This window comes from Cellvibrio sp. pealriver (assembly GCF_001183545.1).
GTDB lineage: Bacteria > Pseudomonadota > Gammaproteobacteria > Pseudomonadales > Cellvibrionaceae > Cellvibrio.
Window position 1 is genome coordinate 4,193,899 of the sequence record NZ_KQ236688.1, and the last position, 25,828, is coordinate 4,219,726.

The window sequence follows — 25,828 nt, forward strand, 5'->3', positions numbered from 1 at the left end:
GTTTTTATGGACGCTTTTAAAAAAGTTGTTTGGTGCGAAGGAATGTTTTTGCGTCCACAGCATTTTCAGCAACAAGATCGCTATTTTGAAAAAATTAATCATCAGCGAGCACAAGCCCCTGCCAATTATTATTGGGGATTTAGAAAGCTACAAATTGATAATTCGGCCTTGAGTCAGGGTATCGTTTCAATAATCGAAGCTGAGGGAGTATTTCCCGATGGTACTACCTTTGTTTTTTCTTCTCCCCATGAAGCGCCGCTACCATTAAATATTCAGGAGGGAGTTGCTGATCAGTTGGTTTATTTGGCGATACCCATTCTGCATGGGCAGAATGAAGCTATAGCATTTGATCCGCAAGAGAAAAATATGGCGCGCTATGGCGTTCAGGATTTTCTTGCAGATGACATCAACTCTGTAGCGGGCGAACCTGCTGAATTACAAGTTGCAACACCTCGATTACGTTTGCTACTGCAACGTGAGCTTACCGATTCGTGGGTTGCTTTGGGTGTGCTGCGTATTATTGAGCGTCGTATTGATCGGCAAGTAATTGTAGATAACCAATACATTCCAGCGCTTATTTCCTTGCTCGCGTCGCCTTCGCTAACCCATTTGGTTAATGAAGCGTTGGGCTTGATTCGCCAACGGGCAGATGTGCTTGGCTCACGCATGAATCAGCCTGGAAGGGGTGGGATTTCTGAAGTTGGTGAGTTCCTCATGTTGCAACTACTGAATCGCAATGAGCCTTTGGTTGAGCATTTGCTGCATGGGCGCGGCGCTTGTCCGGAGACCGCGTATCTCCATTTGGTTGCTTTGTGTGGTGAGCTGGCAACTTTTGCGAGCGAAACCAGACGTTGCGAGAACCTGCCTGCATATTTTCACGATGATGCCGAAAAATCATTCAATGGCTTGATGCAGTTACTGCGCCGTTATTTGTCAACCGTGTTGGAGCAAAATGCGATTGAAATTCCTCTGGTAGAGAAAAATTATGGTGTGCGACTTGGGCAGGTTATCGATCGCGAGCTATTTCATTCTTGCCAATTTGTATTGGCGGTGCGGGCAAGCGTACCGGCGGACATATTGAAGCAAAATTTCCCACGTCATATAAAAATTGGTTCGGTGGACCAAATCCGCGATTTGGTGAACCTACAATTACCAGGGATACTGATACAAGCTATGCCGGTCGCTCCGCGACAAATCCCTTATCACACTGGCAGCCATTATTTTGAAATGGATACTACGTCGGATATGTGGAAAGCTTTCAGGGTAAACGGAACTATCGCCATGCATATAGCGGGTGACTTTCCTGACTTGGAAATCCAGTGTTGGGCGATTCGTCGCTAATCGACTAAATGAAGGGAATTCTTATGCTCGATATAAGTAATGTTGGAGAACATGAATCGCGCACATTTGTAGTGCCTAACCCAGGCGGCAAGCGAAGACCTTCCGTTGAGCCGGATTCAACTGCGTTTGGTGCCCAGGGTTCTGATGAAATATTGCAGGCTTCCAGTCTATTACTGCGTTCGGCGAGTCCATTGCTCAATATCATATATCAGGTTCGCACCTTGGTGCATAACCCGGATCCTTCACGTTTGCGAAGTCATTTAATTGATGAAATTAAAAAATTCGAGCTGCAAGCAAGGGCAGATGCCGTTCCGGCAGAGACCATTGCGGCCGCGCGTTATTGCTTGTGCACAGTAATTGATGAAACCGCTGCTCAAACCCCTTGGGGGGGCGGAGGCGTTTGGGCTAAATACAGTTTGTTAGTGACCTTTCATAATGAAACATGGGGTGGCGAAAAATTTTTCCAGATTTTAGCGCGCGTCACTCAAACACCTGCAGTGCACCGCGACTTAATTGAACTGATGTTCTTTTGTATTTCCTTGGGTTTTGAGGGTAGGTACAAAATAGTGCCCAATGGGCAATCGCAATTGGAGTTGTTGCGCTTGAAGCTCGCGGAAATTGTCGCCGATTTAAAAGGTGAGCGGTCAAAATACCTGTCACCTAATTGGCAGGGAATTATTAAGCCGAGACCTCCGATTTGGACGTTGTTGCCTTTGTGGGTATCCGTACTGTTTTGTACTATTGCAGCCGCCATGTTGTATATCGCTTTTGCGTTAAAACTCTCTGACGAATCAGATCATGTGTTTACAAAGATGTTGCAAATGCCTGTTCCATTGCTTAAAGAAAAGCCGAAATCTGTATCAGTAGATGGAAAAATTACGGCGCTATTGCAGGCTGAAATTCAGCAGAAGTTGGTAAGGGTGCGTGAGGCTTCGGGTGTTGCAGTCGTGACATTGATGGGCGATGGTCTGTTTTCATCGGGCAGTGTTTCACTCAGTCCAGCTTATATTCCTGTGATAGAAAAAATTGGCCGCGCTATTAATGAACTTGGTAAGGGCGCAGTTGTATCAGGATATACCGACAATGTTCCCATTCGCAGCGCGCGCTATCCATCCAATTGGCACTTATCGGTTGAGCGTGCTCGTGTTGTGGCGCTCGCTCTTGATCCGTATCTGCTACCCCATCAATCATTAGATGTGCAGGGGTTGGGTGAGGCAGAGCCATTGATGGCCAATGACACTCATGAAGGGCGAGCGATGAATCGGCGGGTTGAAATAAAAATTCTCTTTAATTCAGCCAAATAGCCAAAGACAAGGAATTCGTATTGTGTTTCGAAAACTAATTACTTTTTTAATTCATCCACTGCTGTTGAAATTTTTTCTGTTTGTTATTTTAAGTTTGGCTATTTGGTTTATTGGGCCTTTGTTTTCATTTGCTGACTTTCGGCCTCTTGAATCTAAAGTGCATCGATTATTATTAATTTTTTCTATACTCGCATACTGGGTAATAAAAAAATTGCTTACTTTCTGGCGGGGGCGGCAGTTGAATACGCGGTTTATACACGCACTGTCGAATAAAAATATCAACGATCGCCAAGCCAACTCTGCTCTGGATGAATTAGGAAAGAATTTTGCGGTGGCAATGACCCATTTGAAGAACTCTACGATGAATACACGTAGCGGCCTTTTCAGCAGTTTACGTCAGCGTTTTGTGTATCAGTTTCCATGGTATGTTTTTATTGGTGCGCCTGGCTCTGGTAAGACCACTGCGCTAATTAACAGTGGCTTGCAGTTTCCATTAACCGATGTGCTAGGGCGCGAATCCTTGAAAGGGGTTGGCGGAACCCGCAATTGTGATTGGTGGTTTACTGAGGATGCGGTGTTTATCGATACGGCGGGGCGTTATATCACTCACGAGAGCCATGCAAGACAAGATAAAGATGAATGGATTGGTTTTCTGGGATTATTAAAAAAATTTCGACCAAGGCAGCCGCTGAATGGTGCGATCTTGACCATTTCGGTTGCAGATTTGTTAGCGGGAACAGAGCAGAACAGGAATCAACATGCTGCCATTGTGCGTGCGCGCTTGGGTGAGTTGAGCAATTCACTCGGAATTAACTTCCCAGTATATATTTTAATAACCAAAGCAGATTTATTGGGGGGCTTTTCAGACTACTTTGGCGCTTTATCCAAAGAGGACCGCGATCAAGTGCTGGGCTTTAGCTTTTCAGAGTACTCTGCATCCACTCAGAACTTGTCTGCTCTGGTTAGGCAAGAGTTAGAGATTCTGGCGCGTGATCTATTTGACGCGTTGCCAGATTTGTTGGTTCGTGAAACGGATACTTCCCGGCGCGCTCATAGCTTTGCTTTTCCGCAAAACTTCACTAATTGCTTGCCGCTGATTGTTGACTTGATAGATAAGGTTTTTGCTGGGGTTGATGTTTCAGGTGTGCAATTGCGCGGTGTATATTTTGCCAGCGGCACTCAGGAGGGAACGCCTTTTGATCGCGTATTGAGTGCATTGGGGCGCAGGTTTGGGGTGAGCTCTAATATCAATCTTGGCAACCGCTCGGCAACCGGACGCAGTTACTTTTTAAAGCATTTAATTACACGTGTAGTGCTGCCTGAAGCGCATCTTGCTGGAAAAAATCAGCACGAGGAAAAAAAGCAATTCTGGTTTGGTTTGGCATCGCATAGCATTATTTTCATAACACTTTTAGTGTTTTGTGGTTTTTTGGCGGGAAGCTTTTTAAAGAATCGTGCCTACCTAGGTGTAGTAGATGAAAAGGCTGCCCGGGTTTCTGCAGCGGTTAGTCAGCTATCCGCTGCGGAAATGAAATCAGTTGTCGATTATTTGCCGCTACTTAATTCGCTTTGTTGTATTGCCAATGGCGACTACTTTGCGGTTGCTTCACCACCCGTGAATATGACCTTTGGTTTGTATCAGGGTGAAAAACTGGATGCTGCAGCGCAAAAGACATATGCGCGTGGCTTACAGGGAATATTACTGCCTTGGATTGGGCAGAGGCTGCATCAATTACTAGTCGGCAGCGGTAATCGTGATATGGATTTCACCTATCAGGCCTTAAAGGCTTATCTCATGTTAAATCAGCCAGAACATTATAATTCCGAGCAATTACTTGCATTTATTGAGGCTGATATAAGTCAGCATTTTTCTGCAGACATATCGCGTGATCAGCACGCCGCACTGCTATTTCATGTCCATCAGTTATTGAGTGCGGAAGTTCAGGTATCTCCTTTCGCGCTGGATGAAACATTGGTTTTGTCAAAGCGTCGTGAGTTAAGTGGCTTTTCATTTTCCGATCGGGCTTATCAAACAATAAAAGCAGATCTATTGCGGCATACAACACTCGCGGATATTTCATTTTTAACCGCTGGTGGTGCTAGAAGCAATTTTGTTTTTGAACGTAAAAGTGGAAAGTCATTGAGCGATGGTGTTCCGGGGTTGTTTACTCGCAAGGGCTATAAGGACGTATTTTTACCCGCTGTGCAGGATCGTTTGAGAGCAGCGGTTGAGGAGGAGTCCTGGGTGTTGGGAAGTTACGCGTCCTTTTCGTTAGATCAGTTAACCGAAGAGCGTATAGCTGATATAGCGCAGATTTTGGTGCGACTATATCTACAGGACTATGCCAGTATTTGGGATGCATACCTGCTTGATCTCCGTCTGATTTCCACTCGCTCCATGTCAGAGTCAATCGATGTGGCTCGTATATTATCGGCCAATGACTCACCGCTGTGGCAATTGGTAAACAATATCGCACCGGAATTAAGCCTTGGGAAAAATTTATCTGCACCTGCGCAGATTGCTGATAAGGAAATTAAGCGGCGGATCGCGAATAAACTATCGGGTTTTGATCAATCTCTCCAACAGTTGGCTACAGATGTTGCCCATCCGGATTCGTTGGAGTTTATGGTGGATAATCGCTTTAAAGAGTTGACCGAATTGACGCACGGAGAAAATAAAGAAACTGCAAAAATCGCATTATTGAAGTTGTTTAATGATGTGTATATTGGGCTATCCAATGCTGATTTTTCTATTCGTGGTGGAGCACGAAGTTTGGACAATAATGATTCACTCGTAAAAGTTCGTTCAGAGGCTGCGCGTTATCCAGTTCCTATCCGTACTATTCTTGAGGGAATTTCTGATGAGGGAAGCCGTCAGGCGGAAGGTGGAATCCGCGGTGCACTAAATGCCGAGTTTAATAATTCTATCGGTGAATTTTGCCGTATGGCGATCAATGGTCGTTACCCGTTTGATCGGCGCTCAACCCGTGATGTTACCTTTGCGGATTTTTCTAAAATGTTTGCTCCACAGGGAATGATGGATCGCTTTTTTAATGAAAACTTGCGCGCGCTTACTGATAGCAGTGGAAAGGTTTGGGTTGCGCGGCAAACAGTAAGTGTTCCACTACCCATTCGATCTTTCCAGCAAGCAGCGCGGATTCGTGATGTATTTTTTCCTGCTGCGACCGCTAGTCCGATGTTGAATTTCGAATATAAAGTACTTGAGATGGATGCAGGTATCAATCAGCTGTCTATGGATTTTGATGGCCAGCTTTTTCAATACGCACATGGGCCGCAAATACCGCGAAGTGTGGTCTGGCCTGGTCCATTGGGAAGTAATCAAATACGTATTGAGTTAAGCGGTAATCATATTGATCGTAAATCGTTAGTCGTGGATGGCCCTTGGGCGATCATGCGCTTATTTGATATGGGGGAACGCCGGCAATTGCAACCTGAAAGATTTATCACCACATTGAATATTCATGGGCAGAAAGTGGTGTTGGAGATCACCGCCAACAGTGTGAATAATCCTTTTTATTTATCTGAGTTAGCAAGTTTTACTTGTCCTGCGCTGCATTGACCAATAGGTATTGTTTTGTCGACATCAAGATCCTTGGCATTTTACGGAAAGTTACCTTGTGCTGGTGATTTTATTGGACGGAATCTTGGGTACTCCACGCGGTTGTGTGTGGATAAATGGCTTGCTGAAGGTTTTGAGGCTTTTCAAAAAGCAAACGCTTTTTGGCTGGATCGCTATCTTACTGCTCCTGTATGGTGTTTTGTGTTGCCAGCGAATATATGGGCGGATGCTCCAGTTGTGGGTGCTATTATGCCCAGTGTTGATAAGGTAGGACGTTATTTTCCGTTCGTAAGTTTTTTTGAATGCACGCAATCTGAGTCACTACTTAATTGTTGTGGTCAGGCGATAAAAATCGCAATGCTCATGCCTGAATTACTGGCGATTGAAATCTCTATTGATGATGTTCTTGGTCATCTTGATACACCCACCGAGGAAGCAATTCATATTGCTTCAAAGGTTCTTGATAGTGAGGCAATCGCACTAAGCCTGACATCAGATATAAGTTATTGGTGGCGGCCAGATGAAAGGGATATAAGCTTCTCTTGTGGCTTTGCTGATTCAGCGCACATTTTTTCACAGCTGTTTAGTTGCGAAGTTGCTGTAGATTGATCAGTTTTTATTAGCAGTAATATCAAAGTCGTTACAAAAAAATGGCCGCTACAAGCGGCCATTTTTTTGAGTTTTTTCGTCAATTAGACGTTAAACAAAAAGTGCATCACATCGCCGTCTTGTACGATGTATTCCTTGCCTTCTTTGCGCGCTTTGCCTGCGCTTTTTGCGCCTTGTTCGCCGTTGTATTGTACGAAGTCTTCATACGAAATGGTTTCGGCGCGGATGAAGCCTTTTTCGAAATCGGTGTGGATGACACCGGCGGCTTGGGGTGCGGTGGCACCGACGGGGATGGTCCAGGCGCGGACTTCTTTTACGCCTGCGGTGAAATAAGTTTGCAGGCCGAGGAGTTGGTAGCCTGCGCGGATTACGCGGTTAAGGCCGGGTTCTTCCATGCCCATTTCAGCGAGGAATTCTTTTTTGTCGTCGCCTTCGAGTTCGGCGATGTCGGCTTCGAGTTTGTTGCAAATGGGTACTACGATCGATTTCTCTTCTGCGGCGATTTTGCGCACAACATCCAGATGCGGATTATTTTCAAAACCATCTTCTGCCACGTTGGCGATATACATGGTGGGTTTGAGTGTGAGCAAATTAATTTCTTTGAGCAGTGCGATTTCTTCTTTATCGAGCGGGAAGGAGCGCAGTGGTTTTGCTTGATCCAAATGCGGTTGGATTTTTTCCAGTAGTGCTTTGATGGCAACAGCGTGCTTGTCGCCGCCTTTTGCTGCTTTAGCGTAGCGGTTGATGGCTTTATCTACGGCTTCCAGATCGGCAAGTGCAAGTTCGGTGTTGATGACTTCAATATCGGCTGCAGGATTTACACCGTTGGCAACGTGAATGACGTTGTCGTCATCAAAGCAGCGTACAACGTGGGCGATGGCGTCTGTCTCGCGGATGTTGGCGAGGAATTTGTTGCCAAGGCCTTCGCCTTTGGATGCACCGGCAACGATACCGGCGATGTCGATAAACTCCATGGTGGTGGCGATCACGCGTTCGGGTTTTACGATTTCGGCGAGTTTATCCTGACGTGGATCGGGTACGGTTACGATACCGGCGTTGGGTTCAATGGTGCAGAAGGGGAAGTTTTCTGCGCTGATACCGGCGTTGGTGAGTGCATTGAACAGTGTTGATTTGCCGACGTTGGGCAGGCCGACGATACCGCAATTGAAACCCATGATGCTATTCCGCTTATGAGATGTGTGAAAAAGGGATGAAAATCGAGAGGGCGCGATTATACATGGCCGAAGCAGATTAGACGAAGCTCAGGCCAACTGGCGTGGATTAAAAATCGACAGTGGCGGATACAACCAGCGTGCGCGGGTTGCCTTGGGTTAGATAGCCCGCGCCGGGAAATCCGCCAACAGATGCCCAGTAGTCATTACTGGTGGCATTTTCCAGAGTGGCGCGCAGGGTCAGCGTTTGTGTGGAGAGCCTTGTGGTGTAGCGTGTGCCCAAGTCCAGCCTTTGCCAGCTAGGCACTTTTTGGGTGTTGGCGAGATCTGCATATTGGCTGCCGGTGTACATCCAATGGCTGTTGAGGGTCAAGCCGGCGATGCCGGGTACGTCCCATTCCAGCCCCAGATTGGACTGTACTTTGGGGGCACCTAGGGTGTTTTTGCCGTATTCGTCGGTATCAAGAAAGCTGATGCCGCCGAGAAGCTTAATGCCGGGGGCAGCTTCGCCGTAAAGCGATAGCTCCAGCCCGCGATGGGTTTGGTCATCAATCAGTGCCAGTGCATTACGACTGTTATAGCCTGCCAGCGGTTTACGGATCTCAAAGACGGCGATAGTTGCTCCGAGCGACTTCCCCAGATACTTGATCCCCGCTTCGGTTTGTTGGGTCTGGTAAGGCCTTAGCGCTTGACCGCCATTGGCTACCGGGCCATCGATGTTGGTGGTGGGCGCGATATCGCCTTTGAGTAGCCCTTCCATGTAATTGATGTAGCCGGAATAGCGCGGAGAAAATTTATAGAGCGCTGCAAATGCTGGTGTCAGGCGGGTTTTATCGTAGATAGATTGGAGAGCGCCTGAGTTGTAGTCAAAGTTGTATTCACGGATTGTCTGTTGGCGGGCACCCAGTGTCAGCAGCAGGCGTTCGTCCAGTAGAGACAATTCATCGGCCAGTGCCAGGCTTCCGGTTTTAGTGGTGGTGGTGATCAGTGGGCGGCGGAGATCGCCACCGCCAAAGACCGGGGTTTCTGGTCGTTCTACGGCTGTTGGATGGTAAAGATTATTGGTGAACCCGTTATAGATGAGATAGGCATTGCGGCTGTCATTCTCATAGGTATTGGCAGAAAGACTCAGTTGGTGGGTTATCTCGCCAGTGTTGAATTCGGTTCTCAAACCCAGTTCGCCGGTGATAACCGAATCTTTGTGGACGACATCAAAACGGCTGGCCGAGTAATCTCCCATTAGGTTGGTTGTGGTTAAAAAAGCGCTGAAAATGGAATCCTCATCCCCTTCGCGTGCGCCCAAGGCCAGCCAGCCGGTCAACTGTGGTGTGATGTCATATTCAGCGCGCAGGGTGCCAAAGAGATCCTTGGCATCCGAATAGGTCCAGGGTTGCCCAATATTGTGATCAGTGTCGGGTGCTGTTGGGATGGGAAGGTCGCTCGCCACAGTAACACTGGGTGGGCTGGCATCCAATTGCTGATCCTGATAGCCGAAATCGGCTGAGATACGTAGATCGTTGCTGTGAAAGTCTGCGCCCAGTGTCAGCAGTTGAAGAGCGCGTGCTTCGCCATCGATATCGGTATCGCCTCTACGCTCCACGCCGTTGACACGAATACCAAAGCGGCTGTCGTCTGAGCGATGGGATAGATCGGCTGCTGCATAATATTGGCTGGCGGATTGGGCTCCAAGGGTAATCCGTGAGAAGTTCTGTTTTGGTGCCCGCTTGGGAACCGCGCCGATACTCCCCCCAAGCGAACCACTTACGCCGGGAGCGGCTCCATTGATAAATGCATTGGCACCGCGCAACACCTCCACCCGCTCAATCAATTCGGCCGCCAGATATTGCCTGGGTAAGATTCCATACAGGCCGTTGTAGGTCATGTCATCAGAGAAAATAGGAAAGCCGCGCACCCGGTAAACCTGCTGGAAATTGCCAAAACCGCGTGCCAATTGCACGCTGGGATCGTATTGGAGTACTTCTCCGATACTGGCGGCCTGATGATTTTGTGCGAATTCCTGTGTGTAGCTGGTAGTGGAGAAAGGCGCGTCCAAAATGGTTGTTGAGCCCAGTATTCCCAACCGCCCGCCATCGGCAACTTGCGCGCCAGCGAGTGGGGTGCTCAAACCTTTGGCGGAGGCATCGGCACTGGTGCCGACCTGAATGGTCATCAGGGTGGCCAGATCCAGATCGAACAGCTCTGTGTTCTCTTCGGCAAAAGCTGCTATCGGTTGATAGGCAAGCAGGATTATTGCCATCGAAGAGAGTGAGAGAGCACCAGCCTGCATAAGCCCTAAACCTGTTTATTGTAAGGAGACTTATGCAGTGTAGTTCAGGCGTGCCTATTTCTTTGGATCGGTGTGCAAGTTTTTCATCGCGGTATTCCAGTCGCCTTTTAATGCATCGGGTGTGCATTTGATGGCGCGGGCAATTGCATCATCAATAAGCTCTTGCTCGCTGGATGGGGCGCGTTTAAGGACAAAATTGGCGACCATTGCGGCGCTACCGGGGTGGCCAATTCCTAATCGCAAGCGCGGAAAGTTCTGGTTGTTGCCAAGTGCGGCGATGATATCGCGCAAACCGTTGTGGCCGCCGTGGCCTCCGCCTTGTTTGAAGCGGGCAATGCCCGGCGCTAGATCCAGCTCATCGTGAGCGACAAGGATTGCGGAGGGTTCGATCTTGAAAAAGTTCGCCATAGCACTGACCGATTGGCCACTGCGGTTCATATAGGTAGTGGGAATCAGCAGGCGCAGGTCGCGGCCTTGATAGTTGGCGCGCGCGGTCAGGCCGAAATATTTGTTGTCGTTAACCAGCGATACACCCAGCGTGCGGGCGAGTTCCTCCACAAAATCCTGCCCGGCGTTGTGGCGTGTGCGTTCATATTCGCTGCCGGGATTGCCCAGCCCAACGACTAGCTGTATTTCGGTTGCCATGATTAACCTTGCGTTATTACGTGTTGAATAAATCCTAATCGCCGCTGGTGCAGCGGCTGGGTATTGTCGCCGCAATCAATCCAAGTGAATAGTGCCGAGCTCGTGGCAGAGTATTTGAGGCGAAAAAAAACCTGCCATGCAGCAGGTTTTTGCAAACACTATTAATTTTGCAATTATTTTTTCAATCGGCGTGAGCCAAAAAGACCGAGTAAGCCAAGCCCCACCAAAATTAATGATGATGATTCCGGTACTGCTGTTTGAATGCTATTGAATGTGAAGTTATCCATTGCGAAGTGCTCGCCTTCGCCAATAGAGGCATATACCGCGTTGGCTATACCACCAAAGGAATGAAAGTGCAGGGTGTCGATACCGAAAAATGTGAAGTTAAACCAAGTTGGTCCACTGGTATCAACTACCACTGTTTCTGTGTAGAGACTTAAGCCATTTTTTGAGCCAGTCAGAGTAATATTTAGGCCGTCATTCCACGCGGCGGTAAAATACGCGCCAGTAAAGTTAAATAGGCTACTGCTTACCTCTACATCATTGGCCGAACTGTTAAATGCGGTATTTAACCCAGAGACAGCGGCATTGGCGTAGCCACCTGATCCGCCTAATGACCCCGTAGTGTAGAGGTTGTTCCAGCTTAGACCGGCGTAGTGGGTGCCCACCTCGGTTCCATGGGGTAAATCATCAAAGGTGATGATTGTGGCATTGGTAAGGGATGCCAGCGAGAGTGCAAGGCAGGTGGCAGTGGCTTTAAAAAAAGAAGTTATTTTGCGCACTTAATTCTCCTAATGATAGATGTGGAACTTCCTATAAAAATCGGGCGCATGATATCAGGATTCGTGTCAAATAAAAGCAGTGTAAAATCAAGATCGACAATCCGTGCGCGATACGAAAAAAAAAGGGCTGACTCCGAAGAGTCAGCCCTTCTTTCAACCGGGAAGAGGCAATTAAGCTTCTTCGCTCTCTGCGCCGCCTTTTGGCTTAACGATAGTCGCAACAGCCAGGTTGTGGTCAGCACCTTTTTGCAAGTCAGCAGACACTACGCCGCCAGGCAATTTCAGGTCAGAAATGTGGATGATGGTACCCACTTCTGCATTTGCCAAATCAACTTCGATAAATTCTGGCAAGTGTTGTGGCAAGCAGATGATGTCCAGTTGGGTCAGGTTGTGAACCACTTTACCGCCCTGGATTTTCACGCCTTTTGATGTCGCTTCATTAATGAAGTGCAGAGGTACGTGAGTGTGAACCTTGGTAGCTTTGTCAACGCGCAGGAAGTCCAAGTGCAGCACAACTGGCTTGGATGGGTGACGTTGAACATCTTTCAGGATCACATCTTGTGCAGTGCCATCAACGTTCAGGCTGATGATGTGAGAGTAAAAAGCTTCGTGTTCCAAGTGCTTCATCAACTCGTTAGCAGTCACAGAAACACTCGCAGGGGCTACGTTGCCACCGTAAATAACAGCGGGAACTTGGCCAGCCAAACGACGCAGGCGGCGGCTCGCACCTTTCCCCAAGTCGTTACGGGCAGTTGCATCTAATTTAAAGTCTTCAGACATTTTATCGTCCTCAATTTTCCGTGTAGATCCGCGACCAGAATCTACCGGGTTTCAGTAACCACATTACCTTATGTAATGCGGCGGTTTACCAGAGGCGATGTTTCGCTTAGCGGAACCTTTAAAGGCTCCTAGCGGAACATGGCACTCAGGGATTCTTCATTGCTCAGGCGACGCACAGCTTCGGCCAGCATTTTTGACAATGTCAGGCTACGGATGCGCGCGCAATTTTTAGCTTCATCACTCAGTGGTATAGAGTCAGTGACCACAAGTTGATCCAGCTCAGAGCCGTTAATATTTTCAATCGCCTTACCTGACAATACAGGGTGGGTACAGTAAGCGATAACACGCTTGGCACCGTGTTGTTTCAAGGCTTTTGCTGCGCTGCATAAGGTGCCGGCGGTATCGATAATATCGTCTACCAGCAAGCAGGTGCGACCTTCAATTTCACCGATAATATGCATCACTTCGGCCACATTGGCGCGTGGACGGCGTTTGTCGATGATCGCTAAATCGATGCCCAATTGTTTTGCCACTGCACGGGCACGAACTACACCGCCGATGTCAGGTGATACTACAATCAGGTCTTCAAATTTTTGTTGCTCAATATCTTCCAGTAGTACAGGTGAGCCATAGACGTTATCTACCGGTACATCAAAAAAGCCCTGGATTTGCTCAGCGTGTAAGTCAACCGTCAATACGCGATCAACACCAACGCCCACCATCATGTCAGCAACGACTTTTGCTGTGATGGGCACGCGCGCTGAACGCACGCGGCGATCCTGGCGTGCATAACCAAAGTAGGGAACCACAGCGGTAATGCGACCTGCGGATGCACGACGCAGGGCGTCAACCATCACGATCAATTCCATCAGGTTGTCGTTGGTGGGGGCACAAGTAGGTTGCACCACAAATACATCGCGGCCGCGCACGTTATCGTGCAGCTCTACCGCAATTTCACCATCAGAAAATTGCGAAACAGAAACGTTGCCAAGCGGCATGCCCAAGTGATCCACAATTTTTTTCGCGAGATCCGGGTTTGCATTGCCGGTAAAGACCATTAAGTCAGTCACGTCAGATACCTTTAGGTGATGGCTGGGGTGATTGCTGGTGGTTAAAAGCCAGAGCCGATAGTTGCCGCCTGCGCAAAGCAGTGTTTTTTACCCTAGGGAATTCCTGCGGGTAATGCATTATCGAAAGCAGTAATGGGTAATTATAATGAATGGTCATTGTTGTGCTGTTCGTAATCGCGTTGTGGATTGATGGTTAATCACACTTGAAACAATGACTGAAAATAGATGGCAGGGGCGGAAGGACTCGAACCTACGAATGGCGGGATCAAAACCCGCTGCCTTACCACTTGGCGACGCCCCTATTGTTTCTCGAATATTCGAAAAAACAGTACTTGATTAGCTTGACGGCAGTAATTTGTAGAGTGGTGATTTGTTAATCCCCTGCGCTACAAAAACCGGCAGATTTTTTGGCGCTAGCGCCTGCACCTTTTGTGCTTCTTCTGCTGTATCGAAGCTTGCAAAAACACAAGCGCCGGTACCCGTCATCTTTGCGTTGCGATCAAATTTTTGCAGCCAGATGAGTGCTTTATCAACTTCTGGATAGAGCTTTCTCACCAAGGCTTCGCAGTCATTTTGACCACCCCGCTCAAGGAAGGCCGCCACTTTAATGGCCGAAGTATCTCTTGTCAAATCTTTGTGAGAAAAAATTTCTGCGGTGGATACATGGCAATCAGGTTGTGCAACCAGAAACCATTTTGGCTGCATTTCGATAGCGTCCAACTGCTCTCCGACCCCTTCAGCCCATGCGGTTTGGGCATTGATGAAGACGGGTACATCGGCACCTAGTGTAAGGCCAATTTTCTGCAGCTGGACTTTACCCAGATTGCACGCCCACAAATGGTTCAGGGCGACCAATGTTGTCGCGGCATTGCTGCTGCCTCCGCCAATCCCTCCGCCCATAGGGAGGCGCTTTTCCAGCTGGATGTCCACCCCCGCAGTCGCAGGTGCGAAGGGTGCTAATGCGCGTACGGCTTTGATAATCAGGTTTTGCTCAAAGTTAACGCCCGGTAAATCCGGTGCCAGCGTGATACGTGCTTCGTCATTCGTAGTAAATGAAAGGGTGTCGCCGTAATTGAGTAATTGGAACAGGGTTTGTAAGTTGTGATAGCCGTCTGCCCGGCGGCCGGTGATATGAAGGAACAGGTTGAGTTTGGCGGGTGATAGCAGTGTCAGACTGGCCATGATGAATTATTCCTGCGCGCCCAATTGCCAGTTGCGGATGGCAAGTATCAAGCGCACGTCTTTGTATTCGGCGGTGATTTTTCCGGGTAATGGGAGTGTCAGGCCGTTGTAGTGATGATCGCGATAATTGCTGTAAGTGATGATCCAGCCACCTTGATGTAATTGGTCAAGCAGGCCATTGGTATTTTGTTGGAAATGGGTAATTCGTAGCTTGGGGGCGGGCACGCCGCGCACCCAATAGGCGAGTTGTGCGACGGGGAGCGTCCAGCCAACAGATTTTTTGATCAATGCCTCTGCGGTTTTGGCTTGCTGCATGGGTTCGCCTGTTTGTTCCAGGCGGACGCTGCCGGGTTCACCGGTGATAATCATGCGCTTTTGCCCAAGTGGGCCGCTCAGGTTGATTTGGTAGCGAGTTGCTTGTTGATCCCACTTCAGGCTGGCGCTACCACTCTCGTCGCTGGTGCGGACTCCGAGTTTACCTGTGAGTTGCCAATCGCCAATATTTTGCAGTTGGCGTTGATGCTCAAGTACATCCTGCGGTGGCGTGAGTGATCCGCGGTGGACACAGCCGATAATGGTGAGCAGGGAAATCAGGAGTAAACAGCGTAGCATCATGTTCTGGCCTTTTTATTTTGAAGCTCATAGTTCAGCACTGAGGCATATAGTTCAACACTGAGATAGCTCAACGCTGAGGCTTATAGCTCAACGCCGAGGCGATTCAGTGTTTCCAGAAGCGTCGGGTCGGTGGGAGAGAGCTGGATTCCCTCGCGCCAAATGCGTTGTGCCTCTTCTTTATCGCCCAAAACCCAGAGGGCCTCCCCCAAATGGGCGGCAATTTCAGGGTTGGGCGCTGTTGTGTAAGCGCTGCGCAGATAGCTAAGTGCCTCGGTATAGTTGCCCGTGCGGTAGTGCAGCCAACCCATTGAATCGAGGATCGCCGCATCATCCGGGCGTAGTTGCAATGCTTTTTCCAGCAGCAGGCGCGCTTCGCTAAAGCGTTGGGTGCGGTCGGCCAGTATGTAGCCGAGCGAATTTAGCGCTTCAACATTGTCGGGTTGTAATTTGAGAATGCTGCGCAAGTCGCGTTCAGCGGCGGCCAGTTGCTGGCGCTGGTTGCTTAGCATGGCGCGGGCAAACAACAGGCGGGTGCTGCGGGCAAATGTGGCCAACCCTTCGCTCAGTACGGCATCTGCTTCTGCCAGATGTTTGTGGCGGATCAATGCTTGCCCGTGCAGCACATAGAGTGCTTCGCTTTGATCGGGAAAGCGCAAACGTACCCGGTTCATGTGTTGTTGGGCGCTGAGGAAATCTTCCTGACGGATAAAAATATTCAGCAAGCTGATGGTTGCTGAAAGGAAGTCATTGCCGTTTTCTACTTGCAGGTAATGGATGATGGCTTCCGGATAATCCCGGCGCGCCTCCGCCATGCGCCCGAGATAATAGTGGGCGGTAGATATATGCATATCGCGGTCGAGCAGCTGCTCAAAGGTGTCGCGTGCGGTTTCCAGATCTTTGCGTTCGAGCGCGATAATCCCCAGCGCCAGCAGCATATCGCCATTGTTGGGGAGCTGTTTGGTGAGGATAGTGAACTGCGCTTGCGCTTCTTCGATGTTGTGATGGGCAAGGATGCGCGCGTACTGCTGGCGCAAGCTGGTGTTGTCCGGGTAAAACTCCAGAAGCGCGGCCATTTTGGTGAGTGCTTCCTGGTCGCGTTTAAGCTGATGCAGCAAATTGGCTTCTAAAATGGCGGCCGGAATGCTGCGCGGATGCACTTTAAGCGCCTGATGGGTGATATCCATCGCCTCCTGATATTTGCCCTGTTGCTGCAGCAAAATACCCGTGCCGACCAGTAACTGCTCATCTTCAGGATGAGTTTGCAGCAGGTTGACGAAGTCTTTAAGCAAGGTCGCGCGCGCCTCTTCATCGAGGCTTGCCGCATTGGCGGCTATGTTCTGAAACAGTGGCTCGCCACCTTCATCCAGCAAGCGGCGGGAGAAGTCGAATGCATCGCGCAATTGTCCGGTTTGCATATAGGCCATGGAGGCGTTTGCCAGCGCTTCTTCATTGTGAGGTGCAGCATCTACCCAAATCTTGACCATTTCCAGTGCGATAACATGGTTATTCATGTAGCGGGCAATCAGGGTGGCGCGTTCGGCAATCTGTGGATCGCGGGTTTCGCGCGCTTGTTGGGCGTAATTGCTCAGCGCCAGATCATACTGCGCGCGGCTGCCGGCAATTTCAGCTGTGAGCAGCGAATACAGGGTTTCTGTAGGGAATGGGCGCGCAGGTGTTTGAATCCGTATTTCGGGTTGCGGTGCCTGCTCTGGTTCCGGAGCCGCCACTGTCCGTGTGGACTGCAAGCTGCAACCGCTCAATACCCAATACAGGGTCATGCTCGACAAAATGATAGGGCGGTGTTTGATCATGCGTGACCGGTTGTAGATGGATGCTCTGGTTGATTGCTGCACAGGGCGAGCGTAGCAGACTGCGCGGCCGGACATCATAAACGCGCGGGCGATAAACGTGAAGGTAAGGTAGTGCAAAGATCCGGCGATGCCACCTGTTTGATGGCGGCGGCTGATTTACAGCCCCTTGAGTTTTGCCAGTGCGGGCTGGGTGTTCACCAGATTGCGTGTTTCCAGGTAAGTTTGCTGGATCAGGTAGGCATCGCCACTGGCGCGGTGGCGTTTGATATCGAGCCGCTTTTCCAGCCGCTTTTTGGTTTGGTCCCAGAGCAGCAGTTGAGCTTCGCTGGCGATCATTTCAATCGGGCTTAGATGGAAGCTGGGCTGTATGCGGCCGGCAAAAAACAGGCGGTTTAGCCAGGGGCTGTCGTGTGTCCAGGCATCGCTGTAGGCGGTAATTTCACCGAGAAACTGGTTGAGTTCGATGCAGATGTCGTGCGGTTTGCGCCCGCGGCTCTCCAGTAGCCCGCGCGAAATACCGTGAATTGACTGGGCGCTTTCACTCCAATGATCCCACTCGGGCGGTGGCTCAATCAGCGCGCAATAGCGATCCCCGTTGGTTTTCACTACGCCAATCTCAATGGGATAGCTGCGTGAACCAAAGCCGGAGGCTTCGATATCGATGATCGTAGGGTTGGGTAATCTGCGCATGGAAAATCCTTGGATTGCGTCTGCGATTGAGTATAGATGCTGATAGATCAGGTGAATGAGTAAGAGGCAATAACATCCCTTTATGACAGGATTGCACGCTAACCTCTTGTCATGCCCCCGTTGTGACCGGACAATACCGCCCTTCAAACTATACCGGCCTGAAATTACTCGCCCCCATGACCCTGTTAGCCTTCGGCATCAACCATACCACTGCTCCTCTTGCCCTGCGCGAGCGGGTTGCCTTTGCGCCCGAACTGCTGCAGAAGGCCATGCAGGAGGCGTGCGCCCAAGCGGGTTTGAACGAAGTTGCCATACTCTCAACCTGCAACCGCACCGAAATCTATGCCGCGAGTGAAGGTGAAGCCGGGGCAATCCAACAGTGGCTGGTCGATCACACGGCGATTGAAGCCGCTGATCTGGCCAATAGCTATTACTGCTATCAAGGTCAGGATGCTGTGCGCCATATGATGAAGGTCGCCGGTGGGCTGGATTCACTTGTGTTGGGTGAACCGCAAATTTTAGGCCAAATGAAATCGGCCTTTGCCCAAGCCAAAGAAGCGGGTACGTTGGGGGCAGAGCTGCACGTTGTTTTCCAGCAAGTATTCAATATTGCCAAGCGCGTGCGCACAGAAACGGCGATTGGCGAGAACCCGGTTTCCGTTGCCTATGCGGCAGTCAGTTTGGCGCAACAAATTTTCTCTGACCTCAAACAAGATACCGCGCTCCTCATTGGTGCAGGTGAGACGATTGAATTGGTAGCGCGCCATCTGGCAGAGCAGGGCATCAAAAAAATGATCGTCGCCAACCGCACGCTGGACCGCGCCCAACGGTTGGCGCGTGAGTTCAATGGTGAAGCGATTTTGTTGGCCGACATCCCCGAGCAATTGCACCGTGTTGACATCGTCATCTCTTCTACCGCCAGCCAATTGCCTTTGCTGGGTAAAGGCGCGGTGGAATCGGCGCTGAAAAAACGCAAGCACAAACCCATGTTTATGCTTGATATTGCGGTACCGCGCGATATCGAAGAGCAAGTGGGCGAGCTTGATGATGTGTATCTGTACACCGTCGATGATTTGCACGCGGTTATTGATGAAAACAAAAAATCCCGCGTTGCGGCTGCAGATCAGGCGGAAGAAATTATTAATCAAGGCGTGGAACTGTTTTTGCGTCAGCAGCGCGCATTGGATGCGGTTGAAACGGTAAAAGCTTATCGCCAAAAAGCAGAGCAACTACGCGACCAGGAATTGCAAAAAGCCTTGCGCAGTTTGCAAACCGGCGGCAATCCCGAGCAGGTGTTGCAACAGTTTGCGCGCAACCTGACCAATAAACTCATTCATTCACCGACCACCGTTCTAAAAGAAGCGAGCGCGAGTTCGCGTCATCATGTCATTCAGGTCGCACAAGAACTGTTTGCGCTTTCGCCGCAAGAATCTGTTAACCCGGCTGCTAACAATAGCAGCGATGCAAGTGAGTCATAATGAAAGCATCTATTCTAGAAAAACTGGATCGCCTTAAAGAGCGCTACGAAGAAGTCAGCGCGCTCTTGTCAGAAGCCGAGGTCATCAACAACCAGAATAAATTCCGCGATCTGTCAAAAGAGTATGCGGAATTGGAACCTGTGGTTCAGGGGTACAAAAGCTACCTGCAATTGTTGGCAGATATTGAAGAGGCGAAAAATCTTCTCGTGTCTGGCGATGACGACATGAAAGAAATGGCAGAAGAAGAATTAAAAGAGTGCGAAGCGCGCCTTGAGCCGATGCAATTGGAATTGCAAAAACTCTTGCTGCCAAAAGACCCGAACGATGAGAAAAACTGTTATCTCGAAATCCGTGCTGGTACCGGTGGCGATGAAGCTGCAATTTTTTCCGGCGATTTATTCCGCATGTATTCCCGCTTTGCAGAAACGCAAGGTTGGCGTGTGGAAGTGTTGAGCCAGAACGAAGGTGAACATGGCGGATTTAAAGAAATCATCACGCTGGTGAGCGGTCAGGGTGTGTATTCAAAATTAAAATTTGAATCGGGTGCGCATCGCGTACAGCGCGTGCCGGAAACTGAATCCCAAGGGCGCATCCATACTTCGGCCTGTACTGTTGCGGTAATGCCGGAAGCGGATGAGATGGAAGAAATTAATATCAACAAAGCGGATCTGCGCATCGATACGTTTCGTGCATCCGGCGCTGGTGGTCAGCACGTTAACAAAACCGATTCTGCAATCCGTATTGTGCATATCCCAACCGGTTTGGTAGTGGAGTGTCAGGACGAGCGTTCGCAACACAAAAACCGCGCACGCGCGATGAGTTTGCTGGCGACCAAATTAAAGCAGCAGCAAGAAGATGCTGCGCATAAATCCATGGCCGATGAGCGTCGCAACCTGGTGGGTTCCGGTGACCGTTCCGAGCGTATTCGCACCTACAATTATCCGCAAGGGCGTGTGACAGACCATCGCATCAACTTAACGCTGTACTCGTTGGATGCGATTATGCAGGGTGATTTAAATCCAATTGTTGAACCGCTTGCGCACGAGTATCAAGCTGATCAATTGGCGGCGATTGCGGATTAATTTTTAAATCTTTGTACCAATGTAGGTTGGGCAGCAATGCCCAACATAAAACCATCTTATGAATTTTCGTTGGGCATTGCTGCCCAACCTACGTGGCTCCCTTATGAGCAACATCACCGTTGCGCAATGTTTACAGCGTGCAAGCGAGCTGGAATCCGTAAGCGATTCCGCTCGCCTCGATATCGAATTAATTCTTTGTCATATCCTGCAAAAAAATCGCACCTGGCTTTTTACTTGGCCGGATAAAACACTCACTTCCGATCAGCAAACAATGTTTGATGATTTTTTTCAGCGCCGAAAAAACGGTGAACCGATTGCACATATTATTGGTCAGCGCGAATTCTGGTCACTGCCGTTGTCAGTGAATAATTCCACCTTGATTCCCCGCCCGGATACCGAGCTGTTGGTAGAGACAACATTGGAATTATTTGCCAACGATGCACCGGCACAGCAGCGGCGTTGTTTGGATTTGGGTACGGGCACGGGAGCAATTGTATTGGCGCTGGCCAGCGAAAAACCGCATTGGCAATTGCTGGGGGTGGATTACTCGGCAGATGCTGTTGCATTGGCAGAAAAAAATCGTCGAGCTTTAGAATTTGGTCATGTAAGCATCCTGCAAAGTAATTGGTTTTCTGCTGTTCCCGCACAGCTATTTGATGTGATTGTCAGTAATCCACCGTATATAGATCCACAGGATTGTCACCTCGAACAAGGCGATGTGCGGTTTGAGCCGCGCTCGGCGCTGGTCGCAGGTAATCATGGTCTAGCCGATATTGAATTAATCATTCGTGATGGCTGGAATTATGTGGCGGAAGGTGGTTGGTTGTTGTTAGAGCATGGCTACGATCAAGGTGAAGCTGTGCGCAGGTTGTTACACGCACGCGGGTTTATTGCGGTAGAAACCCGGCGCGATTTTGGTGGCAATGAACGCGTATCGCTTGGCAAAAAGAAGGAGCAATCGTGAACGACGAACAATTATTGCGTTACTCGCGCCAGATTATGTTGCCTGATGTCGATATCGACGGACAGGAAAAATTACTGGCGGCGCGCGTATTGATTATCGGGCTGGGTGGATTGGGTTCACCGGTGGCAATGTACCTTGCAGCAGCAGGTGTTGGGCATTTGGTGTTGGCCGATTTTGATGCGGTGGATTTAACCAATTTGCAACGACAAATTGCGCATACTAGTGCGCGCATTGGCATGAACAAATCGGCCTCGGCGGCGCAGGCGTTGCGCGAGTTGAACCCCGAAGTGCAGATCGAATGTATCGAGCAAGTATTGGATGCAGACAATCTTGCCGGGCAAGTTAAACGCGCTGATGTTGTGGTGGATTGCACCGATAATTTTGCCACGCGCTTTGCAATCAATGCCGCCTGTGTGGCAGCTGGCGTTCCGTTGGTGTCGGGTGCTGCAATCCGTTTGGAAGGGCAAGTCGCGGTGTTTGACTCGCGCCAACAAAACAGCCCGTGTTATCGCTGCCTGTACGAAGAAGATAGCGATGACCTGACCTGTGCCGCTAATGGTGTATTGGCTCCGCTGGTGGGTGTTATCGGTTCAATGCAAGCGCTTGAAGTCATCAAGTTGATCTGTGGTTTTGGAACATCCCTTGCCGGGCGTTTGTTGTTGTTAGATGCACGCCATAGCCAGTGGCGTGAGATGAAGCTGCCCAAAGATCCCGAATGCCCAGTGTGCAGCCTGCGTAAGCCTGTGTAAAAAACTTGTTTTTTGCAATGGCATCTTTATATTGGCGCCATCGGTTTCTGACTCTATTTATTTTCATTTATGCAAAGGTGTTTTGATGAGCGAAGTTCCTTCCGGCTATAAAACTGGATTTCTCCCGGCATTAATATTCAGCTCGCGCTGGTTACAGTTGCCTTTATATTTGGGTCTGATTATCGCGCAGTGCGCCTATGTGTTTCTGTTCTTGAAGGAACTGACGCATCTGGTAACCGATGTCGCCTCGATGAATGAACAGCAAATTATGCTGATCGTGTTGGGCTTGATCGATGTGGTGATGATTTCCAACTTGTTGGTGATGGTGATTGTCGGTGGTTACGAGACCTTCGTCTCGCGTCTTCGTCTTGATGGTCATCCCGATCAACCTGAATGGTTGAGCCACGTTAATGCAACGGTATTGAAAGTAAAATTGGCAATGGCAATTATCGGTATCTCTTCTATCCACTTGTTAAAAACATTTATCGAAGCGGGTTATATCGGCATTCCTTGTGAAGAGCTGATGAAGTTAAAACAATACGCCAACAACCCAAGTGCTTGTGCAAAAATTACTGAAGCCGGTGTGATGTGGCAAACCATTATCCATATGGCATTTATCGCATCGGCGATTGGTATTGCGTATACCGACTGGTTAATGCAGAAAGTCAGTGATGGCGCCAAAAAGCATCACTAATACTCGGTTCGAAGTAATACGGTAATTCAAAAAAAGCGGCAATGCCGCTTTTTTTGTAATTGATTTATTGCAGGGTGATGGATGTGACAATCAAACATAATATTGTGTATCGCATCAATGGTTTTACCGTTAATGTCACCCAGCGGCAAGTTGTTACTGCACAAGAAACGATAAATGTCAGGCCTAAAACGTTTTCGTTATTGCTGCTGTTTCTTGAAAATCCTTTGCAGGTGTTAGCAAAAGAATTTTTGCTAAACCAAGTGTGGGATGATGTCAGGGTTGAAGAGCAGGTTTTGGTGCAGTCCATTCGTGAGTTGCGACAATTATTTTCCCCGCTGGATATTATCCAAACACATCCACGCAAAGGTTACGCCTGGGTTATCCCTGTTGAAAAAGTCGAACAACTCCCCGCGATTGAAACGCTACAAAAACCTTCCCGTCTAAGCATAAAAATTCCCAAGGTTGTCGTGGTTTTGGGTGTTGTCGTGTTATGTGCGCTGGGGCTTTTTGTATTCAAGCATGTTGCTGTTAGCGATCCAGCCAATAAAAATATTATTACGGTGTTACCTATCGAAAATCGCACCGAAGGTTCCAATTTATCCTGGGTTCGCTTGGGGATGATGGATCAGTTGATCCAGTCGTTGCAGCTGTCGCCTGACGTGCAGGTATTTGATGTTCCCTATGTGCTGCACTTGTTGGATGTGTCAGGTGAGTCGGGTGTCGATACCCGTAATCGGATGCAACTGGTGAACCGCATTTTTGAAATATCGGGATCAAGTTTGGTGTTGGATTTGGAACTGGCAGGTTCAGTCAATGATTACCGGTTGCTGTATCGCCTGTATACACCTACGGATCAAGCATCGGGTGTCATTATGGAGCATCAGTTAGATCAGGTGATAGAAAGCCTGGCCAAGGTGATTGCCACAAAAACCAATGCGCGTTTGGATTTGTCGCACCTGAATGCGGAATTCAATTCCAATGTAGTGGCGCAAGCTTGGGATAAATGGAATCAGGGTCAGGCAGATGCAGCGATTGCCCTGTTAAAAACCGCTGTTACTTTAGAGCCGGATAATTTTCTGGCCTATCAACTGTTAATTGAAGCGGAACTGCACCAGCAGGATTGGGATCAGGCAATTGATCATGCAAAAAAGAGTATCGCTACTGCTGGGCAGGAGCATTATTCCAGACTCTATGTGTTTTATTATTTATTAGCCAAAGCGGAATTTGCGCGTGGTGATCTTGAACAGGCGCGGGCCAATTTATTGGTCGCAGAGCGATTGGCCAAGGAAGCGTTTGATAGTTTGTACCAAGCCTATATCGCCAGTGTGTGGGGTGATATTGCATTCGCATCCCGGCATTTTGATGAGGCTGAAATCGCCTATCAGCGGGCGATGGGGCATCATCAGACAATCGCATGTCCAATTGGTGTCAGCATGGCGCGTTTAAAATTGATCGATCTTTACCATCTCCAAAAACGTAAAAGCCAAGTGCAAGAGCAACTGGATCAGCTTGGTGTTTTAGTAAAAAAGCATAAGTTGCCAATCGAATTGCCAACACTGCCGGCAAAGTAGTCATTTCATGACCACAACACCTATTCCATCTAATTAAGCAGTAAGTATTTACCAGTGCGTCATCCCCGCCTGCGGGGATCCATAGGTTTTAAGGTCTACAGCTGGACTCCCGCGAGCGGGAGTGACGATGAGTTATGTAGCTGAGAAGACCACAATGCAGTGATTTTCATAAAATTTTATAAAGTTTCATTGGTTTTTAACCCTGCAAACTCGCGAAAGTAGCCCGACATTATTTATCGGGTGAGTTCTATGGCTTCCAATCCAATCCGCTGGCGCAGTTTTATTAGCCTGTCTGTTTTCTGTGGTTTAACCGTTCTTTTCATTACGTCACTGTTGATGTTTTTACAGCCGCATCAGGATCTGGTGGCATTGCTGCATACGATTTTTGGTTTTTGGATGTTGCTGCTGTTGCTCTGGCATATCAAAAATAACTTCAAACCCCTCAAAAATTATGTCAAAGGTACCGGAGCTTCAAAGGTCAATTCTGTTGCCTGGGGGAGTGCGGGTGTCTTTGTGTTACTGCTGGTTCTGGTTTATCACCAGACTGCGCCTTTTGCGCAGTTTTATCGCTGGGGGCAAACGCAGCGTGCGGCAACTGAAAATGTGATGGATGAGCAGCAGGTTTACCAAATCCGCAAGGTGCAGCCCGCTATCGCACATGGAGAAACACTGACGGTTGAGTTTCGTAAAGGACCGTTTTTTATGTGGCCGCAATATGCCATCTGGCTTGAGACGCTAGAGGGGGAATTTATCCAGCCGTTGTATGTGACCGGAAAACTGGCGAGCAATAATTTTTCCAATAAAGTCACACAAAAAAATCCACAGCGGGTATTTACCGAAAATCCTTTTGCGACGGGCGAAGATGAAAACGATATTTTTGAATATCAATGGGATACCGCCAGTAAAAATGACCGTATGCGCCCTGAGTCCCTGCCGGTGTTTTTACACGCGCTGGGTTTGCAATCATCCGGTGGTGCAATGGTGCCGGAAGAACCGACTCCGGAACTGGATGCGTATTCTGGTGCGACCCTGTTGGAAAACTTTTCACTAACGACCCGATCGATTGCGAAATTGCCGGAGCAATTCCGCATCCGTTTTGAAATCAACCAGTCGTTTGATTTTAATGACTACTACTCCAGCGACCGTTTTCCCGATGACAGCATTTACTCCGGCGATGGCTATTCCGCCCAGCCATCGGTTATTTATGAGGCGGTGGTTGACCGCCGCGATAAACACCCGGTTTATTTATTGACGCTGGCGGGGCAAGGGCATCACTCCGGCAGGGATGGCCAGATTCATCCCGACACAAGCAAGCTCACTACGGCAACGCAATTGGTCGATAGGATCATGATTGAGTTTCATCCTTGAATGGGGAATGACTGGTGCAATTGATCCAGAACAATGATTGGCTTATTTTCAATC

General features: G+C 49.0%; 21 protein-coding genes and 1 tRNA gene. 11 read left to right on the forward strand and 11 right to left on the reverse strand.

Annotated features, from left to right (window positions below; genetic code table 11):
* The first annotated feature begins 6 nt into the window (after positions 1–6).
* The 4 genes from tssK to tagF are packed head-to-tail and all read left to right on the forward strand — an operon-like array spanning position 7 to position 6,834.
* Positions 7–1,341: a type VI secretion system baseplate subunit TssK gene (tssK, locus tag VC28_RS18230; RefSeq protein ID WP_049631896.1), complete on the forward strand. Its 1,335-nt coding sequence runs from the start codon at positions 7–9 to the stop codon at positions 1,339–1,341.
* A 23-nt stretch (positions 1,342–1,364) separates the two neighbouring features.
* Entirely contained in the window at positions 1,365–2,645 is a 1,281-nt protein-coding gene (icmH, locus tag VC28_RS18235; protein ID WP_049631897.1) for a type IVB secretion system protein IcmH/DotU, read from the forward strand.
* A 22-nt stretch (positions 2,646–2,667) separates the two neighbouring features.
* Positions 2,668–6,225, forward strand: a complete 3,558-nt coding sequence (gene tssM / locus VC28_RS18240) for a type VI secretion system membrane subunit TssM (protein ID WP_049631898.1) — start codon at positions 2,668–2,670, stop codon at positions 6,223–6,225.
* 33 nt (positions 6,226–6,258) lie between these two features.
* Positions 6,259–6,834: a type VI secretion system-associated protein TagF gene (gene tagF, locus VC28_RS18245; protein WP_231591898.1), complete on the forward strand. Its 576-nt coding sequence runs from the start codon at positions 6,259–6,261 to the stop codon at positions 6,832–6,834.
* 83 nt (positions 6,835–6,917) lie between these two features.
* Here tagF and ychF read toward each other — a convergent pair whose 3' ends face one another.
* From ychF to VC28_RS18300, 11 genes are all read right to left on the reverse strand, one after another.
* Positions 6,918–8,009, reverse strand: a complete 1,092-nt coding sequence (gene ychF / locus VC28_RS18250; protein WP_049631900.1) for a redox-regulated ATPase YchF — start codon at positions 8,007–8,009, stop codon at positions 6,918–6,920.
* Positions 8,010–8,115: 106 nt separating this feature from the next.
* Positions 8,116–10,293, reverse strand: a complete 2,178-nt coding sequence (locus VC28_RS18255) for a TonB-dependent receptor (RefSeq protein WP_049631901.1) — start codon at positions 10,291–10,293, stop codon at positions 8,116–8,118.
* A 54-nt stretch (positions 10,294–10,347) separates the two neighbouring features.
* On the reverse strand, positions 10,348–10,938 hold the full coding sequence (gene pth, locus VC28_RS18260) for an aminoacyl-tRNA hydrolase (RefSeq protein WP_049631902.1): 591 nt from the start codon (positions 10,936–10,938) through the stop codon (positions 10,348–10,350).
* A 173-nt stretch (positions 10,939–11,111) separates the two neighbouring features.
* Entirely contained in the window at positions 11,112–11,720 is a 609-nt protein-coding gene (locus tag VC28_RS18265) for a PEP-CTERM sorting domain-containing protein (RefSeq protein ID WP_049631903.1), read from the reverse strand.
* Between the two features lie 171 nt (positions 11,721–11,891).
* The gene (locus VC28_RS18270; protein ID WP_049631904.1) at positions 11,892–12,500 is read right to left on the reverse strand and encodes a 50S ribosomal protein L25/general stress protein Ctc; all 609 of its coding nucleotides are present in this window, start codon (positions 12,498–12,500) and stop codon (positions 11,892–11,894) included.
* A gap of 128 nt (positions 12,501–12,628) precedes the next feature.
* Complete coding sequence (locus tag VC28_RS18275) at positions 12,629–13,558, reverse strand: ribose-phosphate pyrophosphokinase (RefSeq protein WP_049632532.1); 930 nt, start codon at positions 13,556–13,558, stop codon at positions 12,629–12,631.
* A 238-nt stretch (positions 13,559–13,796) separates the two neighbouring features.
* Positions 13,797–13,871 (reverse strand) — tRNA-Gln (locus tag VC28_RS18280).
* 35 nt (positions 13,872–13,906) lie between these two features.
* The gene (gene ispE / locus VC28_RS18285; RefSeq protein WP_049631905.1) at positions 13,907–14,752 is read right to left on the reverse strand and encodes a 4-(cytidine 5'-diphospho)-2-C-methyl-D-erythritol kinase; all 846 of its coding nucleotides are present in this window, start codon (positions 14,750–14,752) and stop codon (positions 13,907–13,909) included.
* A 6-nt stretch (positions 14,753–14,758) separates the two neighbouring features.
* Positions 14,759–15,367 (reverse strand): lipoprotein insertase outer membrane protein LolB, encoded by a 609-nt coding sequence (gene lolB / locus VC28_RS18290; RefSeq protein ID WP_082191620.1) that lies wholly within the window; start codon positions 15,365–15,367, stop codon positions 14,759–14,761.
* 80 nt (positions 15,368–15,447) lie between these two features.
* On the reverse strand, positions 15,448–17,295 hold the full coding sequence (locus VC28_RS18295; RefSeq protein ID WP_231591851.1) for a tetratricopeptide repeat protein: 1,848 nt from the start codon (positions 17,293–17,295) through the stop codon (positions 15,448–15,450).
* Between the two features lie 39 nt (positions 17,296–17,334).
* On the reverse strand, positions 17,335–17,868 hold the full coding sequence (locus VC28_RS18300) for a 3'-5' exonuclease (protein ID WP_049631906.1): 534 nt from the start codon (positions 17,866–17,868) through the stop codon (positions 17,335–17,337).
* Between the two features lie 176 nt (positions 17,869–18,044).
* Between VC28_RS18300 and hemA the strand changes: the two genes are divergently transcribed.
* The 7 genes from hemA to VC28_RS18335 all read left to right on the forward strand — a co-directional run bounded on the left by hemA (position 18,045) and on the right by VC28_RS18335 (position 25,774).
* Entirely contained in the window at positions 18,045–19,346 is a 1,302-nt protein-coding gene (gene hemA, locus VC28_RS18305; RefSeq protein WP_049632535.1) for a glutamyl-tRNA reductase, read from the forward strand.
* Positions 19,346–20,428, forward strand: coding sequence for a peptide chain release factor 1 (gene prfA, locus VC28_RS18310; RefSeq protein ID WP_049631907.1), 1,083 nt, complete (start codon positions 19,346–19,348; stop codon positions 20,426–20,428). The genes hemA and prfA overlap by 1 nt, the downstream gene beginning before the upstream one ends.
* A gap of 103 nt (positions 20,429–20,531) precedes the next feature.
* Positions 20,532–21,392, forward strand: coding sequence for a peptide chain release factor N(5)-glutamine methyltransferase (gene prmC / locus VC28_RS18315; protein WP_049631908.1), 861 nt, complete (start codon positions 20,532–20,534; stop codon positions 21,390–21,392).
* The gene (locus tag VC28_RS18320) at positions 21,389–22,141 is read left to right on the forward strand and encodes a HesA/MoeB/ThiF family protein (protein ID WP_049631909.1); all 753 of its coding nucleotides are present in this window, start codon (positions 21,389–21,391) and stop codon (positions 22,139–22,141) included. Before prmC ends, VC28_RS18320 begins: the two co-directional genes overlap by 4 nt.
* Before the next feature lie 85 nt (positions 22,142–22,226).
* Positions 22,227–22,835 (forward strand): TIGR00645 family protein, encoded by a 609-nt coding sequence (locus tag VC28_RS18325; RefSeq protein ID WP_049631910.1) that lies wholly within the window; start codon positions 22,227–22,229, stop codon positions 22,833–22,835.
* Positions 22,836–22,918: 83 nt separating this feature from the next.
* Complete coding sequence (locus VC28_RS18330) at positions 22,919–24,406, forward strand: winged helix-turn-helix domain-containing protein (RefSeq protein WP_197085567.1); 1,488 nt, start codon at positions 22,919–22,921, stop codon at positions 24,404–24,406.
* Positions 24,407–24,655: 249 nt separating this feature from the next.
* Entirely contained in the window at positions 24,656–25,774 is a 1,119-nt protein-coding gene (locus VC28_RS18335; protein WP_049631912.1) for a DUF4405 domain-containing protein, read from the forward strand.
* The last annotated feature ends 54 nt before the right edge of the window (positions 25,775–25,828 follow it).

Excerpts from the sequence above, each read along its gene's own strand:
- tssK (WP_049631896.1), top strand. The coding sequence starts at position 7 with ATGGACGCTTTTAAAAAAGTTGTTTGGTGCGAAGGAATGTTTTTGCGT.
- icmH (WP_049631897.1), top strand. The coding sequence starts at position 1,365 with ATGCTCGATATAAGTAATGTTGGAGAACATGAATCGCGCACATTTGTA.
- ychF (WP_049631900.1), bottom strand. The coding sequence starts at position 8,009 with ATGGGTTTCAATTGCGGTATCGTCGGCCTGCCCAACGTCGGCAAATCA.
- VC28_RS18255 (WP_049631901.1), bottom strand. The coding sequence starts at position 10,293 with ATGCAGGCTGGTGCTCTCTCACTCTCTTCGATGGCAATAATCCTGCTT.
- pth (WP_049631902.1), bottom strand. The coding sequence starts at position 10,938 with ATGGCAACCGAAATACAGCTAGTCGTTGGGCTGGGCAATCCCGGCAGC.
- VC28_RS18270 (WP_049631904.1), bottom strand. The coding sequence starts at position 12,500 with ATGTCTGAAGACTTTAAATTAGATGCAACTGCCCGTAACGACTTGGGG.
- VC28_RS18275 (WP_049632532.1), bottom strand. The coding sequence starts at position 13,558 with ATGGTCTTTACCGGCAATGCAAACCCGGATCTCGCGAAAAAAATTGTG.
- ispE (WP_049631905.1), bottom strand. The coding sequence starts at position 14,752 with ATGGCCAGTCTGACACTGCTATCACCCGCCAAACTCAACCTGTTCCTT.
- lolB (WP_082191620.1), bottom strand. The coding sequence starts at position 15,367 with ATGATGCTACGCTGTTTACTCCTGATTTCCCTGCTCACCATTATCGGC.
- VC28_RS18300 (WP_049631906.1), bottom strand. The coding sequence starts at position 17,868 with ATGCGCAGATTACCCAACCCTACGATCATCGATATCGAAGCCTCCGGC.
- hemA (WP_049632535.1), top strand. The coding sequence starts at position 18,045 with ATGACCCTGTTAGCCTTCGGCATCAACCATACCACTGCTCCTCTTGCC.
- prfA (WP_049631907.1), top strand. The coding sequence starts at position 19,346 with ATGAAAGCATCTATTCTAGAAAAACTGGATCGCCTTAAAGAGCGCTAC.
- prmC (WP_049631908.1), top strand. The coding sequence starts at position 20,532 with ATGAGCAACATCACCGTTGCGCAATGTTTACAGCGTGCAAGCGAGCTG.
- VC28_RS18325 (WP_049631910.1), top strand. The coding sequence starts at position 22,227 with ATGAGCGAAGTTCCTTCCGGCTATAAAACTGGATTTCTCCCGGCATTA.
- VC28_RS18335 (WP_049631912.1), top strand. The coding sequence starts at position 24,656 with ATGGCTTCCAATCCAATCCGCTGGCGCAGTTTTATTAGCCTGTCTGTT.